The 15,264-nt window shown below is 38.2% G+C and carries 15 protein-coding genes; 10 read left to right on the top strand and 5 right to left on the bottom strand.

Annotated elements, in window-relative coordinates:
• Positions 1 to 246: 246 nt before the first annotated feature.
• The 5 genes from ruvB to ACTS4L_RS10285 all read left to right on the top strand — a co-directional run bounded on the left by ruvB (position 247) and on the right by ACTS4L_RS10285 (position 5,401).
• Positions 247 to 1,293 (top strand): Holliday junction branch migration DNA helicase RuvB, encoded by a 1,047-nt coding sequence (ruvB, locus tag ACTS4L_RS10305; RefSeq protein ID WP_440617660.1) that lies wholly within the window; start codon positions 247 to 249, stop codon positions 1,291 to 1,293.
• Positions 1,294 to 1,515: 222 nt separating this feature from the next.
• A complete protein-coding gene (locus ACTS4L_RS10300) occupies positions 1,516 to 2,460 on the top strand; it encodes a DMT family transporter (protein WP_440617659.1) in 945 nt (314 codons plus the stop codon).
• Between the two features lie 74 nt (positions 2,461 to 2,534).
• Positions 2,535 to 3,407, top strand: coding sequence for an HlyD family secretion protein (locus ACTS4L_RS10295; protein WP_440617658.1), 873 nt, complete (start codon positions 2,535 to 2,537; stop codon positions 3,405 to 3,407).
• Complete coding sequence (locus ACTS4L_RS10290; RefSeq protein ID WP_440617657.1) at positions 3,382 to 4,401, top strand: hypothetical protein; 1,020 nt, start codon at positions 3,382 to 3,384, stop codon at positions 4,399 to 4,401. Before ACTS4L_RS10295 ends, ACTS4L_RS10290 begins: the two co-directional genes overlap by 26 nt.
• Positions 4,394 to 5,401, top strand: a complete 1,008-nt coding sequence (locus tag ACTS4L_RS10285) for an FUSC family protein (RefSeq protein WP_440617656.1) — start codon at positions 4,394 to 4,396, stop codon at positions 5,399 to 5,401. Before ACTS4L_RS10290 ends, ACTS4L_RS10285 begins: the two co-directional genes overlap by 8 nt.
• Before the next feature lie 101 nt (positions 5,402 to 5,502).
• Here the strand turns inward: ACTS4L_RS10285 and ACTS4L_RS10280 are convergent, their stop codons facing one another.
• A complete protein-coding gene (locus tag ACTS4L_RS10280; RefSeq protein ID WP_440617655.1) occupies positions 5,503 to 5,952 on the bottom strand; it encodes a hypothetical protein in 450 nt (149 codons plus the stop codon).
• Between the two features lie 217 nt (positions 5,953 to 6,169).
• On the opposite strand from ACTS4L_RS10280, the gene ACTS4L_RS10275 reads away from it, so the two are divergent.
• Positions 6,170 to 6,457: a helix-turn-helix domain-containing protein gene (locus ACTS4L_RS10275; RefSeq protein ID WP_440617654.1), complete on the top strand. Its 288-nt coding sequence runs from the start codon at positions 6,170 to 6,172 to the stop codon at positions 6,455 to 6,457.
• Positions 6,458 to 6,506: 49 nt separating this feature from the next.
• Here ACTS4L_RS10275 and ACTS4L_RS10270 read toward each other — a convergent pair whose 3' ends face one another.
• Together ACTS4L_RS10270 and ACTS4L_RS10265 are read right to left on the bottom strand one after the other, a co-directional pair.
• A complete protein-coding gene (locus tag ACTS4L_RS10270; RefSeq protein WP_440617653.1) occupies positions 6,507 to 7,178 on the bottom strand; it encodes an HAD-IA family hydrolase in 672 nt (223 codons plus the stop codon).
• Positions 7,171 to 7,626 carry a hypothetical protein gene (locus ACTS4L_RS10265; protein ID WP_440617652.1) on the bottom strand — a complete coding sequence of 152 codons (456 nt, stop codon included), beginning with the start codon at positions 7,624 to 7,626 and terminating at the stop codon, positions 7,171 to 7,173. The genes ACTS4L_RS10270 and ACTS4L_RS10265 overlap by 8 nt, the downstream gene beginning before the upstream one ends.
• An 84-nt stretch (positions 7,627 to 7,710) precedes the next feature.
• Here ACTS4L_RS10265 and secA point away from each other — a divergent pair, with 84 nt between their 5' ends.
• Together secA and ACTS4L_RS10255 are read left to right on the top strand one after the other, a co-directional pair.
• Positions 7,711 to 10,422 carry a preprotein translocase subunit SecA gene (gene secA, locus ACTS4L_RS10260; RefSeq protein ID WP_440617651.1) on the top strand — a complete coding sequence of 904 codons (2,712 nt, stop codon included), beginning with the start codon at positions 7,711 to 7,713 and terminating at the stop codon, positions 10,420 to 10,422.
• A 507-nt stretch (positions 10,423 to 10,929) separates the two neighbouring features.
• Positions 10,930 to 11,241, top strand: coding sequence for a helix-turn-helix domain-containing protein (locus tag ACTS4L_RS10255; protein WP_117003696.1), 312 nt, complete (start codon positions 10,930 to 10,932; stop codon positions 11,239 to 11,241).
• A gap of 9 nt (positions 11,242 to 11,250) precedes the next feature.
• On the opposite strand, the gene ACTS4L_RS10250 is transcribed toward ACTS4L_RS10255, so the two are convergent.
• The gene (locus ACTS4L_RS10250) at positions 11,251 to 11,478 is read right to left on the bottom strand and encodes a hypothetical protein (protein ID WP_440617650.1); all 228 of its coding nucleotides are present in this window, start codon (positions 11,476 to 11,478) and stop codon (positions 11,251 to 11,253) included.
• A gap of 108 nt (positions 11,479 to 11,586) precedes the next feature.
• Positions 11,587 to 12,273, bottom strand: coding sequence for a tRNA (guanosine(46)-N7)-methyltransferase TrmB (gene trmB, locus ACTS4L_RS10245; RefSeq protein ID WP_440617649.1), 687 nt, complete (start codon positions 12,271 to 12,273; stop codon positions 11,587 to 11,589).
• A 132-nt stretch (positions 12,274 to 12,405) separates the two neighbouring features.
• Between trmB and ACTS4L_RS10240 the strand changes: the two genes are divergently transcribed.
• Positions 12,406 to 13,701 (top strand): MFS transporter, encoded by a 1,296-nt coding sequence (locus tag ACTS4L_RS10240; RefSeq protein ID WP_440617648.1) that lies wholly within the window; start codon positions 12,406 to 12,408, stop codon positions 13,699 to 13,701.
• 157 nt (positions 13,702 to 13,858) lie between these two features.
• Positions 13,859 to 15,226, top strand: a complete 1,368-nt coding sequence (locus ACTS4L_RS10235; RefSeq protein WP_440617647.1) for a peptide ABC transporter substrate-binding protein — start codon at positions 13,859 to 13,861, stop codon at positions 15,224 to 15,226.
• The last annotated feature ends 38 nt before the right edge of the window (positions 15,227 to 15,264 follow it).

Genomic DNA, 15,264 nt, shown 5'->3' with positions numbered 1-15,264 from the left:
GCCTGCCAATCACCATGCCATAAGTCGATTTAAAAATCCCCACACAATAAAAAATACTCTGAAACTCTAAACTTCAGCTCTTCTTTAATTAAGTCATTATCACTTGGCACTACAATAATATAAAAGTGATGCTAAGTGACAGCAGATAATCAAAAGCCTAAAAATCATATCCTTTTAATCGTTTTTAAAGTGAAAACATGATAGGCTTTTACTTTAGTTGTAAAAAGCCTTGATGACTTACATTCTATGATAGAGACAGACCGTATTATCTCGGGTAATAAACAAAAAGAAGATCAGCAGATTGATCGTGCGATTCGCCCTAAAATGCTTAAAGATTACCATGGTCAGCCCGTAGTAAAAGAGCAGATGGAAATTTTTATTGAAGCAGCAAGGAAGCGTGCTGAAGCGTTAGATCATGTGCTTATTTTTGGTCCTCCTGGTTTGGGAAAAACCACACTTTCACACATTATTGCCAATGAGATGAATGTCTCATTAAAACAAACTTCAGGTCCTGTGTTAGAAAAGGCGGGTGATTTGGCAGCATTATTAACCAACCTTGAAGCCAATGATGTGTTATTTATTGATGAAATTCATCGCTTAAGTCCTGTGGTTGAGGAAGTTCTTTATCCGGCGATGGAGGATTATCAGCTGGATATTATGATAGGTGAAGGGCCAGCGGCTCGATCAATCAAAATTGATTTGCCACCCTTTACTTTGGTCGGTGCGACGACAAGAGCAGGGCTTTTGACCTCACCACTTCGTGATCGTTTTGGTATTGTGCAGCGTTTGGAGTTTTATTCAGTGAGTGATTTGGCAGATATTGTAATGCGCTCAGCTAAGCTATTAAATGTACAAATTGAATCATCAGGTGCTAAGGAAATTGCAAAACGCGCGCGTGGTACACCGCGCATTGCTAATCGCCTGTTAAGGCGTGTGCGAGATTATGCTGATGTGAAAGCCAAAGGTGTTGTTGATCATAAGGTTGCGGATAAAGCCTTATCATTGATTAATGTCGATCCGGTTGGCTTTGATCACATGGATAGACGTTATTTATTGGCATTGATTGATAAATTCTCAGGCGGTCCGGTAGGATTGGATACGATTGCCGCATCGATTTCAGAGGAGCGTGGCACGATTGAAGATATGATCGAGCCTTATTTAATACAACAAGGTTATATCATGCGAACCGCGCGTGGACGGGTTGCAACGCATCATGCTTATCGGCATTTTGATGTGGTTATGCCAGAGAAGTTAAACGATTTACAACAGTTATCATTAGATGATGAATATTAGGGTTAAGATTAAACATTCACCCGCAAGCGCTCATCGTACCTTGAGCGTAAGTCGAAGCGAAGCACTGAGATTATTCGAAGTAGGTTCACTTGGGAAAATCACGCTTCATAGAGGCTTCGACTTACGCTCAGCCAACGCTTACACAATCAAAGTGGGCGGGAATATGGTTATAGCCAATATGAGTTATTGTAAATAAAACTAAATTAATAAAAGGGGGAAGTTTTGGGTATTATTATTGGTATTATTTCAGGCATGTTATGGGGCTTAAACGATGTATTGACTAACGTTTACTCCGAGCAAGCCCTATTTAGCTCCACAACCTTTGCAGTATTGGTGTTTGCGCTAATTTTATCCTTGATGCAAGATAGTTTTTCTTGTATCGGGATTTATGGTTATCACACGCTGCGTGGCAGTTTTAAAAAAAACATGGCTAAAACCACACATAAGAATTTTTGGCCATTAATTATTGCTGCTGTTTGCGCGGGTCCCTTGGGAATGGTTGCAGGTATTATGGGTATTGCTTACGCGGGACCTGTTTACGCCGGAGTTGTCACCTCATGCTATCCGGTTATTGCACTGTTATTAGCGATGACTTTATTGCGAGAAAAGCCAACAAGGATAAAGGTGGTTGGTATTATCTTGTCAGTGATTGCAGTGATGTTTATCTCGATTGCAGGGGTGCGTTCAGGCGCACCAAATATTTTAATCGGGTTGATTTTTGCCAGTTGTGCGATGTTGGGTTGGGGTGCTGAATCGATTTTATTCTCGATTGCGCAGAAATCATCAACACAAGATGTGTCATGGCTTTTGGCAGTGCGTCAAAGTGTCTCGGCATTAAGTTATTTACTGATTCTTGCGGTATTGCTTATTTTTGATTATCAGCAAACGTGGACAGTGATGAATCATTTGTTTTTACCACTATTGATTATCGGCTGTGTATTATCTGCTGCAAGCTCATATCTTGCTTATTATCATGCAATCAAACGCATAGGGGCGAGCCTTGGGACAACATTTAATGCAAGCTTTGTGTTTTGGGCAGGCATTTTCAGTGTATTGTTTAATATCACGCATGTGCAGGAGTCCTTTATCTTGTGGAGTGTAGTATTAATTATAGGGATTTACTTTGCTTCAAAAGGCAATAAAAAATATGTTCAAGTTGCTTGTTAAAAAGTGGCGAAAAAGTAGCGATTGCCTACAATTGGTTTGTGAGTGGTGTATATAAAAGGAGTTTAGTGTAAAAAATGCCAGCATTATTTAATTTACTCAAACGCAGCAAAGTGGTTATTAGTATTGTTATTCTACTGATTATTGCTTATGTTGGTTATTTTTGGGTGACATGCTCAACATCGACTGACAACGCTTATGTTGTTGCAAATGTTCAACCGGTTGCAACGGAAGTTTCAGGCAAAGTGCAAGATGTCTATGTCAGTAACAATCAAATGGTGCAAAAGGGGGCGCTACTATTTTCCTTAGACCCCAAGCCTTATGAGATAAAACGACAAGAGGCTAATTTAAACCTACAGGCTTTAGAAGTCGCTTATCTAGCAGCAAAGGAGCGATTAGCAAATTACATGCAAAAAGATTTATTGCAACAAAATGCCAGTGAGCTTCAGTTGTTAAAAACAAAGGTTAAAGCTACGCAAATTAAAGTGCAACAAGCACAATTAGCAGTTGATGTTGCAAAGTCCCAGTTGGCAGCAACAAAAGTTTATGCTGTTGAAAATGGCATTGTTAGCAATTTGTTCTTAGCTAAAGGAACGTTAGTGCATGCCTATCAGCGTTTATTTTCATTTATTGATACTAGTCAATGGTGGGTGCAGGCTAATTTTAAAGAAACCGATTTGGCGGATGTTAAAAAGGGGGATAAGGCTACTATCCGTTTGCGGATGTATATGGGTAATAAAGTCTATCAAGGAACAGTTGCCGATACCAATTGGGCAGTTGGCAGGCGAGCTGTCGACTCAGCAGATCTTTTGCAGTCGGTGCCTCAAGAGAATCAATGGTTACTCTTGCCACAGCGTTTTCCAGTGATGATTAAAATAGATAATCCAGATCCAAACTTTCCATTGCATGTTGGAGCAAGCGCGTATGTTAAGATTGAAGCGGCAAAATAAACGTAAATATCGCGATAGTTATACACTGCCACAAGACCCTTATTTAGATATTGCTTACCATGTTATTGTTACCTTAGTTGCATTCTGCACGTTATTGATTATTTATATGATTTTTCAGTGGCCGGACTTTCTTATTTTCTTATTAATCTCGGTGATACTTATTTTTATGAGTGCTTTCCCTCTTGGTCAGTCACGTTGGGGGCAAGTAAAGGCATCTGTGATGATGAGTTTTGGACTTTGGCTTTGCTTTGCATGTGTTTTTGCTGTAGCAAGCTCAAAGGGCTGGACTATTTTTTTGGTACTTATATTTTCTTTAAGTTATTATTTGCTGACACTTAAAGATATGAATTTGCGCTTATACCTTGGCATGAGTGTGCTTTTTTTGCCTATATTTATTCATTTAATTGATGATCCAACCATGATGGCGCCAATTGATAATATTCAGATGTTTGTTAATTATAGTGTGGCGACTATTATCTGTATGCTGTTCTCAGTCGCTGTTGCTGTGACGCAACCACGACGTTTTAAGGCAAAGGTATTGATTGCCATGACTGAGTATATCTACGCATTAAGGCGTATGTTAAGTAGCACGGATGAAAAAGGTTATCGTGATAACTTATATTGTATGTATCGACATTTGTATTATCTACGTCAACAAAGAGCCAAACACCACAAGCATTTTAATGCTGAGTTTACTCAAATCATTGATGAATATGTTGATGTGGTATATCAGATTGTAATGATTTATGTTTACATTATTAATAACCATGCGGTGAGTCTGCCATTTTACGAAGCATGTCTTAAAATTGATAATTTATTAGGGCAAGAGGATTTAACAATCAAAGCGAAAGCACTTGAAAATCGAGCGTCTCGTTTACAGTTACTTGAAGAAAATATGCAATTAAAGAAGGCAATTGAGCGCGCAGATGCGCATTTGCAGTTGTTAAATATGCTTTATACAAAAGTCAAAGCATTAAGGAAAAAATATGCTTAGTATCATGGATCGTCTAAGCATTTATCGTGCTGTTAGAATCAGTGTTATGTTAACAGTTGCTGTTGCCATATGGTTGATTTACGATATAGAACGCGGTTATTGGATCGCAATGACTTTGATGATTATTTATATGCCTTTTGAACCTGGTCTTGTTAATAACCGTATCAAGATGCGCTTAATTGGTACGATTGTTGGGCTTTTATTTGGTTTTATTTTAGTTGAAATAATCATGGCGCATGTCACTTGGATTGTCTTTTTGCCATTGCTGGCACTTTTTGTGCTTTATTTTTCAATGATCAATTACACCTATTCGGCCATGTTTGTGACGATTGCGGTTATGTTGCTTTATTCAGTGATGTATACCAAAGGCATGTCGCCCGCAACTTTTATGTTAGCGCGATTAATGGACACCTTTGCCGCGTGCGCTATTTGTTTTGTTGCAGAAGTTTTTTTTAGACCAAGAAAGATGATTGCGCATGCTATTTTAAAGGACTTAGAGGATATCTTAGAAGCCTATGCCAAACATTTTACGTTAATGTATCAATCATTTTCTGAGCAACAGTTTAGAAATATATCCGTTGAATATGCCACAAACTTTAATAATAGTTTGTTGAGTTTAAAGCAGGCGGCAGAGTTAAACAAAGCAAAGTTAAAACACAATCAGCAACAGATTATGGATGCGTGCCTTGAACCTGTGTTTAAAATGCGTGTACATTTGATTAGTTTGCATTATTTAGCGGAATATAATGAAAGAGAGATGTCTGGGTTTATCGCTCAAAATGAGGCAGTTTTTGAGACAATATGTAATGATTTGAATCAGTTGCTCAGGTACGATGTGTCGCGCCAGTTTTCTCTAGATCGAGCATGTGAGAATAAACGTTTCACCACGGATATTGAAAAGGAAATTATACAGAATCTGCGATCTTTCGATCATTTGGCATATCAAGCGCAAAGTGCATTGATCCAGTTCAAGCAAAGTAATGAATCAAAAAGAAGTTGAGTTTTAATATCCCCCTCACCCGTTCAGACTCACGCTGAACGACCTCTCCCGCAAGGGGAGAGGTGCTCGCTGATGGCAGTTTATTTATAGACGAATTAGTATTATTGCTTGTTGATCAGGTAGTCATTGATCTGGCACAAAATCGCAGTATCTTCCTTTTTGAGATCATTACAAGCCGCTTGTAATGGCTCGCTAGAGATGAATACCAAGCGCTGTTCAAGAACTTTAATTTGCTCAAGTAAACCATCGCGCTTTTTCTGCAACCCTTGTAATAATGGATCATTTTTAGCAAGGAGTGCAACATGGTCAGGTGTGTTGTTTTGATCTTGATTTTGTGTGCTAAAGCTTACTTCTTGCTCTTGGAAATGGCGTTTTGGTTTGTTGGGGCGATGATTGTGTTGTGATGTATTGTTGCTTCGCCCATGCGTGTTATTAGTCTTGGTGTTATTGTGTTTATTATTTGGTTTGCGGTTTGGTTCGTGCTGAGAGTTTGTCTCAGTTGGCTTTTTGCGTTTTAGTGAGAGTGTTTTTCTAAATGGTGTATCTGTCATGAATATCGTTCTTTAAGGTTATTAATTACTATTTTGAGCGTTTAACCAAGTTATTGAGCAAGTATTATGCTTGCTTTTAAATTAGGCTGTCCTTATAATACACAGTTGATTGGCAAGATCAATAAAAAACAGTGCTCAAAACATGATTTGGTGGGGAGTTCCTGTTTAATAACAAGTAACAAAAATATTAAGAAATCAAGATAAAGAGGAAAATATTATGCCTGCAACTATGCACTATGGCGATGCGCATAAACAAGATGCTCATCAACAAGATTTACCATTGCGTGATCATATCAAAGAAGTGATTGCAACATATTATAAGAATATGGTTTCACAAGGTACTAAGCCGCAAAATGTTTATGAGTTAGTGATGGCTGAAGTTGAGTTGCCTTTGATTGAAGCAACAATGGAATATACCGGTGGTAATCAAAGCCGTGCTGCAAAAATTCTAGGTATTAATCGTGGTACTTTCCGTAAGAAATTAGCGCATTATAGTATGTTATAATCTCAGCATACTCTGATGTCTAAGGCTGCCTTGTGCAGCCTTTTTTATGTCAAAGGATATAGTTTTTTAGTTCATCGAAATGTTCAATCACCGCAATAGCATTTAAGCTATGTAAGTCTACACCATTGGCATAGCCGTGACTTATAAGAATGTAGGGCATTTTATAGGCTTTAGCACAATAAGCATCATTGGCGGAATCACCAATCATAAGACTTGTTGTTATATCAGCATTTAGCATTCTAGCCGCATATTCTAAAGGGGCAGGGCTTGGCTTGTAAAATGGCGTAGTATCACCGCCAACAATACAATCAAAGTATTGATCTAAACCTAAATGCTCTAGTGTTTTAATGGCATGTGCTTCTTCCTTGTTCGTCACTACGGCCATTTTAATCTTATGATTCTTAAAATGGGTTAATGCGTCAATAACACCAGGATAGATATGTGTGTGCTGCCCCATGGCTTCTTCATAATGATCTAAGGTGAGCTTTAGCGCATCATTAGCATAAGCAGCTACTTTGTCAGGGGTTAAATCAAGTGATAACACTTTTTTGGTTGTTGTTGGAAAACCTTTACCAATAATGTTTGCGGTTGTTTGATTGCAAATGGGTTCCAGTGCAAAGTGTGCACGCATTTTATTAAGTGCATAGGTAATGTCACTGAGACTATTAATGAGTGTGCCATCCAAGTCAAAAAAGAGAGTGTTATAGTGTGTTTTATTCATGGTGATGCTTTTTAAGAAGATTGTTTATCGCATGTTTGATTTGACCATCTTCTAGCGTTTTTGCCAAGTTTTTAAATGCATTTTGTGCACTATTAGGCATATGTGCTTCAGGTGAGGTTGTCTTTTTCTTGGGCTCAAATACAAGCACTAATTCTAACGTATTTAAGTCTTTAAAGTACTCACTGGTGTTTAATAGGGCAATAAGCTGTTTTTTCAATTCGCGAAATTTAGCGATCAATTCAGGAATCTCAGTTTTTAACACCAGCTTTTTGCCATTGTAAAAACAAACTTTCGTATGGTTGAAATAGGGAATATCAAAATGCAGTAATTTTTGCTCGGTTGTTTTCACCAGTTCATGTTGTTGTTTAATGGTATGCAACAGCGAACCTTTTTTGTTTTTTCTGCTGCTTAAAAGATCAGTGACAGATGTGCTATTCTTACGGATCATTTTGATGCACTTGGCTTTTGTTATGGTATAAGTTGCAGTATAATCCAAAACCAGTTATGTGGAAAAGCCTTATCTAGGATATCAATGATTATTAAAAAATTATTTGGCAGTCGAAATGACCGCTTGATTAAAAAGATGCAAAGAACAGTCAATAAGATCAATGCCTTAGAGCCAGACATTGAGAAATTATCTGATGACGAGCTTAAAGCTAAAACCCTTGAATTTAAAGAAAGGCTAGCTAAAGGCGATAGTCTTGAGCAATTATTGCCAGAGGCCTTTGCCGTTGTAAGAGAAGCGGCAAAACGCGTGAAAGGTATGCGTCATTATGATGTGCAGCTTATTGGTGGAATGGTGTTGCATTCAGGTAAAATTGCTGAGATGCGTACGGGTGAAGGTAAAACGTTGGTCGCAACGTTGCCCGTGTATTTAAATGCATTAACCGGTAAAGGTGTGCACGTCATTACCGTCAATGATTATCTAGCTTCACGTGATGCTGAATTGATGGGACAAATTTATGGCTTCTTAGGACTAACTACGGGTGTGATTGTTGCTAATTTGTCACCTGATCAACGTCGTGAGGCATATGCTTGTGATATTACGTATGGTACAAATAATGAGTTTGGTTTTGACTATCTACGCGATAATATGGCGTTTAGTAAAGAAGAGCAGGTTCAACGTAGTCGTAACTTTGTGGTGATTGATGAGGTTGACTCTATCTTGATCGATGAAGCGCGAACGCCATTGATTATCTCAGGCGCATCAGAAGATAGCTCTGATATGTATTTATTGTTTAATGGGTTGGTACCAAGCTTAATCAAACAGGAAAATGAAGAGGCGACCGATGGTGATTATTATTTAGATGAAAAATCAAAACAAGCCTATTTAACCGATCAAGGGCACACCAAGATTGAGGCAGCTTTGATTGAAAAAGGCGTATTAAATGAAGGGGATAATCTCTATTCGCCACAGCATGTAACCAAAATGCATTATTTAAATGCCTGTTTACGAGCCCATAGTTTATACCAGAAAAATGTTGATTATATCATTCGTGATCAGGAAGTGATTATTATTGATGAAAACACAGGGCGTGCGATGGAAGGGCGCCGTTGGTCGGATGGACTACATCAAGCGATTGAGGCTAAAGAAGGTGTTAAAATTCAAGGTGAAAACCAAACACTAGCATCAATTACGTTCCAGAATTTCTTCAAACTTTATAATAAGATGTCGGGAATGACTGGTACTGCGGATACTGAAGCCTTTGAATTTCACGAAATTTATGGTCTAGAGGTGGTGGTTATCCCAACGAATCGTCCACCGCAACGTCAAGATCATCATGATCGCATTTTTGGTGATCAGAAAGATAAGTTTATGGCCATCGTTGATGATATTAAAGAGCGTGTTGAAAAAGGACAGCCGATACTTGTTGGTACGGCATCCATTGAAACTTCTGAAATCTTATCGACACTTCTGCGTAAGAAAAAGATTAAACATGATGTGTTAAACGCTAAACAGCATGCTAGAGAAGCAGCCATTATCGCGCAAGCGGGTTATCCTAGAAATGTTACGATTGCAACGAATATGGCAGGTCGTGGTACGGATATTATCTTAGGAGGTAACTGGGAAGCAGAAATTGCTGAGATTGAAGCGCCAACGGAAGCACAAATTAATGAAATCAAAACTGCGTGGAAAGCACGCAATAAACAAGTCATTGAAGCGGGTGGTTTGTGTATTTTGGGCTCAGAGCGTCATGATTCACGCCGCGTTGACAACCAGTTAAGAGGTCGTGCAGGACGTCAAGGCGATCCAGGTGAAAGTCGTTTTTATTTGTCAATGGATGATAATTTATTGCGTATTTTTGCTTCTGAAAGCTTGGCTAATCGCATGAAAAAAGCGTTATCAGGTGGTGAGTCTATTCAGTTTGGCATGATGACACGCTTTATTGCTAAAGCACAGTCTAAAGTAGAGCAATATCACTTTGATATTCGCAAAAATCTTCTTGAATATGATAATGTTGCTAATGAACAGCGCTTGGTTATTTATAAGCAACGTGAAGAGTTACTTGGTAAAGACGATGTTTCTGAAATCATTGCCAATATGCGTTATGACGTTGCTGAAAAGCTATTTCATGATCATGTGCCAGCTGGTTCAATGGAAGAGCAGTGGGATTTAGAAGGTTTGGAAAAAGCGTTACTAGGCGATTTCTCTATTGCACTTAGCTTACGCAAGTTAGTTGCTGAAGATGATCATCTGCATGATGAAACATTAAAAGAGCTAGTGATCAAAGCCATTGTTGAAGAATATCAACAAAAGACAGAAAACCTTGAAGCGCAATCTATTCGTCAATTTGAAAAAATCAGTCTAATGCAGGCGTTAGATACGCATTGGCGTGAGCACTTAAATGCAATGGATCACTTGCGTAATAGTATTAATCTAAGAGGCTATGCGCAAAAAGATCCTAAGAATGAATACAAAAAAGAGTCTTTTGAACTTTTCTCTAGTATGCTCGATAACTTCAAATATGAAGTGATATCTAATCTTGCTAAGATCAGAATCCAAGCGCCAGAAGAAGCGCAACGCATGGAAGAAGAGTGGAAAAATTCAATTAAAAATATTGAAGCCCAACATGAGGATGTGTTAGCGGGTAGCTCTTCATCGATAACTGATGAGGAAAATGCGCAAAGTGCACAGCAAGCACATCAACCATTTGTGCGTGACATGCCTAAAGTAAAGCGCAACGATCCATGCCCTTGTGGTTCAGGTAAAAAATACAAACAATGCCATGGTGCGTTAGGTTGAGTAATGATGCATAAATTAATGGCACTCCCTTTGGCAGGAACACTAACCATCCATGGCAGCTTCGCACTGGATCCTCACGCCATCTTGCCTTACGGATGACAAGTCATAGTGTGTCATTGCGAGCATGGATGCGTGGCAATCTATTTTGTCAGGGATGGTAGATTTAAGTTCGTTGCAAAGCCTATATTTACAGGCTACTTCTTAAGGTAGTGCCATTAATGCATAAATAAGTTGCATCTGCTAGTACCTATGCTCTTGCAGGTGAGGAAGGTAATTAAAATATAATTTGTTTTTGAGCTTATTGATTGTTCGATATTCCGTTCTCTAGACTTTGTACTTTCTGCTGCAGTATACTTTTCAATTCCTCCATCCCTAAAGCATTTTTTCGCCGCAAAATAACATTTTTTGGCTGTGACGCTATTGTTATTAGATATTAAATCAATTAATCTCTTGTTGGATATTAACCAACAGCTAATGAACAAAGTTTCAATATAGGGGGAAACGATTATGGCTGCAACAATGCATTATAAATTGAAACCGGATGAACAATCTGCAGAGACATTTCCACTACGTGAGGTTGTACGTAAACGCGTACAACATTACTACAAAATGGTCTCACAAGAAGGCTTAAACCCTGATGATGTGTATGAATTAATTATGGAAGAAACCGAATGCCCAATGATTGAGGCAACGATGGACTTCACGGGTGGCAATCAAAGCCGTTCTGCGCGCATTCTTGGGCTTAATCGAGGCACTTTTCGTAAGAAGCTCGAGCAATACAACATGCTTGAAGCTGAAGATGAATCACCGCTAAAATAATTCGTTCACTTATTCATGATCAATGACACGTCCAGTAGTTGTATTTGTATAACTGCTGGCATTGTTATTCAATTCTTCATTTGAATTTTGTCCGGCTTTGTTAAGCATATCCTTAATGCGTTTTTTAACAATTAAGCCATAAATAACAAAGCATACACCTAAGAAAAGAAAAAGCGGCAACAGCAGTACTGCAACGGCGATTAAGAAGATAAGCTGTAAAGGATGTAATTTTTTCATATTTTCGATAAGCTCTATTTTTTCAATAGATCAAACTATATGCAAAAAAAGTGGTGAATACTAGGGTTTATAGCGAAATATAGCTATTTCACAAATACTTTTTAAGCGTTATCGTTTGTAAACGATAATATCCCACACGCCATGCTTTAGCCGCTGACCGCGTGCTTCAAATTTGGTCAACGGTCGATGCTCAGGACGTGGTGCAAAACCATTGTGCGGGTTTTCAAGTTGACAATGCTTGGTAAATAACTCGAGCACTTCGTCAGCATAATTCTGCCAATCCGTGGCAAAATGAATAAATCCTGTGGATTCAAGCTTTTGTAGAATTAAATCAATAAACTCAGGATTAACCAAACGACGTTTATGATGACGCTTTTTATGCCATGGATCAGGGAAAAATATTTGTACACCTTGTAATGTATTATCTTTAATCATGTGTTTAAAAACTTCAACGGCATCATGTTGCATTACGCGTAAATTGCCAAGGTCATTTTCATGGATATGATCCAAGATATTGCCAACACCAGGCTCATGTACTTCAATACCGAGAAAATTAAGCTCTGGTGCGTTTTTTGCCATTGTTACTAAGCTATTACCCATGCCAAAGCCAATTTCAATGACCAACGGTTGAGGCGTTTTATAGTATATATCAAAATTAGTCTCCTCAGTTGTATAAGGAATTTGATAGAGGTGGACGTAATTGTCTAATGCGCGCTGTTGGCGCACGGTTGTCCTGCCGGCACGCTTTACAAAGCTTTTGATGGTGCGCAGAGGGGGTGTATTATTATCGCTCATTTTGTCTTGATAAAAATAATCAGTCTAAGAGGTGACATGGTAAAACGCTAACTTAAAAAGCACAAGCCTAAAGTTTAGATTATATGGTATTGACTATAGTGGAGAGACGAGGTTAAATAGCATCTTTTTATTATGAAGACCAAGGAACTTGATCCGATGCGACAGGTATCTCAATCATCTGAAAACATATCCTATCATTTTTTCTTACAAGCCTATTTGTTAATATTCTCAACAGAAGTATTATTTGCGCTGATTAATCCCAGTTATGTGCAGTTATTTTTTGATGAAAACTCTCCCTTTTGGTTGAATATTACCTCACAACAGCAAGCAGGGATTTATTACGGTGTGTTTTTGCTAGCCGGACAAATTGCAGGGATTATTGCCAATGTCCTGTGGGGCATTGTTTCTGATTATATTGGGCGCAAAAAGGTTGCGCTAATATCGATACTGGCAGTTTTAGTTACGGGTGTTAGTGCGCTATTTTCAGCCTATTTGCATATGATCATTTTATTTATCATGGGTTATGTTTTAGGGCAGCTTCTTTATGGTATGTTTCCAGTCGTGATTGCCAGTATTTCAAGTGCAGCACATAACGATAAGCGTAAGTTGTTGTGGGTAGGATTATTGCAATTTTTTACTGGTCTTGCCTTTGTTATCGGACCCTTTGTCGGTAGTATGATTATGGTACAAAGTGGCAGCTTTATATCACCATATTATGTGATCGCAATGATATCCATTGTTTTGATATTTATTATTTGGTGTTGTTATCAACCTGAAAAATATTATCAGCAACAAAAAGCGCAGAACAATATGCCCTTCATGCAGACAGTATGGCGATTACTAAAGCAGAAAAAAATTGCTATTTTGATCGCGCTTTTGTTACTAGATCAGCTCGCTTGGGGGATGTATTTTCAGTTTATTCAGCCGATTGCTAAGCTTAAGCTTGGCTTCAGTGTGACACAAATTGGCTTATTGGTGAGTTTTATTGGCTTATCGTTGATGTTATCTGCTTTAATTCTTTTACCAATCTTGCAACGCTTTTTAAGCCATCAGAAGTTATTTATTATCGCTATTTTGGCAATGCTTGTTGGTGCTTTAGGGGCAATGTTTTTAGCAGTATATCCAACTGATCATCAGTTGATGGTCTATGTAGTGAGTTTTTTTATGGCATTTGGCGATATGGTCGTTTTCTCGTTACTGGTTGTTGGATTCAGTAATGCGGTTGAGATCCGCTATCAAGGGTTTATTTCAGGTTTTTTATACACGCTTGCCAAAGGATTTGGTTGGGGTGTATCAGGTGTTTTAGGTGGGGTGTTTATGACCATTAACATCGCTTGGTCGATGGGGTTTGCTAGTTTATGTTTGCTTGGGCTTTTAATTGTTTTTGTTAAAAACTATCATATTGTGTATGGTAATGATAATGCCTAAAGTAGCCACATAAGTGAATGTTAGGCCGTGTTTTGATCTTGTTGTAGGCTTGAGTAATAATTTTACATTTTAGTTTTAAATTTTGCGTGACATTTTCTATTAAAAATTATAACTTAACCCAGAGGCTAAGTAAAAATTTAATTCCTGGGGAGGATATATGAAAAAGCTCAAGTTAATGCCTGCATTATTGTTATCTGCATTTTTTATTGCAGGCTGTGGCAACAATAAGCATCAGTCGAGTCAAGCAGCAGACCAATTTGCACCTAAGGGGAAAGATACATTGGTTAGAGCAAATGGCTCAGAACCAGATTCTTTAGATCCTGCACGTGCTCAAACAAATGTAGCAGGTCAAATCTTGGGAGATATCGGTGAGGGTCTAATGTCTCAAAACCAAAAGAATGAGCCTGTTCCTGGTGTCGCAAAGTCATATACAGTATCTAAAGATGGATTGGTATATACGTTTGATTTGCGTAAAGATGCCAAGTGGTCAAATGGTGAGCCAGTAACAGCTAGTGATTTCTTATATGCGTTCCAACGTGCAGTTAATCCAAAAACAGCTTCAGAAATGGCGTATAAGCTCGCTCCGATTCAAAACGCACAAGCAATTATGGATGGTAAGAAGCCGATATCAAGCTTGGGTGTAAAAGTATTAGATAAATATAAAATACAAATTACGTTGGATCATCCAGTATATTATTTTCTAAGTATTATGGCAGATCCTATTTCATTCCCAGTCTATAAATCGGGCGTTGAAAAATGTGGCAGTAAGTTCTTTACAAAAGGCAGTGGTGATTGCGCCTATATTTCAAACGGTGCATATCATCTTAAAGAATGGGTGCCAAATGGGCATGTGACGGTTACGAAAAACCCATATTACTGGGATGCAAAAAGTGTGCACATTAAGAATGTAGAGTTTTTGCCAATTGTTGATCGTATGTCTGCTTACAGCGCTTACGAGTCTGGACGAGCTGACTATGTGATGTATGTTCCAACAGGAAATCTCAATGCCATAAAAGAAAAATACAAAGATCAATTAAAGTCTACTCAGTGGCTAGATATGGAGTATATTGATTTTAACTTAACTCAACCACCATTTAAGGATAATGTGAAGTTAAGAAAAGCACTAAGTCTTGTTATTAATAGAAAAGACATAGTCAAGTATGTGACAAAGGAAGGAGATACGCCGCTATATAGTTTTTTCCCAAGTAGTATCGAGAATGGTATTTATCAAAATGTTGGTTATGAATGGCGAGACTGGCCGATGAATAAGCGTATTCAATTAGCCCAAAAACTATATGCTGAAGCGGGTTACTCCAAAGACCATCCTTTAAAAATTTCAATACAGTATAATACGGATGAAGTTCATAAAAAGGTGATGCAGGCAGTTGCTCAAATGTGGAATAAGACACTGGGTGTTGAATCATCACTTGAAAACTCTGAATTTAAAGTATTTTTAAAGACGCGTCAAGCGCATGCATATAATGGTGCACGGCTGTCCCATCTAAAATATGTTGACTTTTGCTAAATTTATCTTTGAAGTTGTTAGCAAAGGAATCTACTGTA

The sequence above is a fragment of the Cysteiniphilum sp. 19S12-1 genome (assembly GCF_052030685.1).
Taxonomy (GTDB): domain Bacteria; phylum Pseudomonadota; class Gammaproteobacteria; order Francisellales; family Francisellaceae; genus Caedibacter.
This window is presented reverse-complemented; position numbering and strand designations above follow the sequence as displayed.

What these genes read in the sequence shown, in the direction of transcription:
- ruvB (WP_440617660.1), top strand. Translation starts at nt 247, where the DNA reads ATGATAGAGACAGACCGTATTATCTCGGGTAATAAACAAAAAGAAGAT.
- ACTS4L_RS10275 (WP_440617654.1), top strand. Translation starts at nt 6,170, where the DNA reads ATGCCTGCAACTATGCACTATGGCGATGCGCATAAACAAGATGCTCAT.
- ACTS4L_RS10280 (WP_440617655.1), bottom strand. Translation starts at nt 5,952, where the DNA reads ATGACAGATACACCATTTAGAAAAACACTCTCACTAAAACGCAAAAAG.
- ACTS4L_RS10235 (WP_440617647.1), top strand. Translation starts at nt 13,859, where the DNA reads ATGAAAAAGCTCAAGTTAATGCCTGCATTATTGTTATCTGCATTTTTT.
- ACTS4L_RS10265 (WP_440617652.1), bottom strand. Translation starts at nt 7,626, where the DNA reads ATGATCCGTAAGAATAGCACATCTGTCACTGATCTTTTAAGCAGCAGA.
- ACTS4L_RS10250 (WP_440617650.1), bottom strand. Translation starts at nt 11,478, where the DNA reads ATGAAAAAATTACATCCTTTACAGCTTATCTTCTTAATCGCCGTTGCA.
- ACTS4L_RS10270 (WP_440617653.1), bottom strand. Translation starts at nt 7,178, where the DNA reads ATGAATAAAACACACTATAACACTCTCTTTTTTGACTTGGATGGCACA.
- trmB (WP_440617649.1), bottom strand. Translation starts at nt 12,273, where the DNA reads ATGAGCGATAATAATACACCCCCTCTGCGCACCATCAAAAGCTTTGTA.
- ACTS4L_RS10295 (WP_440617658.1), top strand. Translation starts at nt 2,535, where the DNA reads ATGCCAGCATTATTTAATTTACTCAAACGCAGCAAAGTGGTTATTAGT.
- ACTS4L_RS10240 (WP_440617648.1), top strand. Translation starts at nt 12,406, where the DNA reads ATGAAGACCAAGGAACTTGATCCGATGCGACAGGTATCTCAATCATCT.
- ACTS4L_RS10255 (WP_117003696.1), top strand. Translation starts at nt 10,930, where the DNA reads ATGGCTGCAACAATGCATTATAAATTGAAACCGGATGAACAATCTGCA.
- ACTS4L_RS10285 (WP_440617656.1), top strand. Translation starts at nt 4,394, where the DNA reads ATGCTTAGTATCATGGATCGTCTAAGCATTTATCGTGCTGTTAGAATC.
- secA (WP_440617651.1), top strand. Translation starts at nt 7,711, where the DNA reads ATGATTATTAAAAAATTATTTGGCAGTCGAAATGACCGCTTGATTAAA.
- ACTS4L_RS10290 (WP_440617657.1), top strand. Translation starts at nt 3,382, where the DNA reads ATGTTAAGATTGAAGCGGCAAAATAAACGTAAATATCGCGATAGTTAT.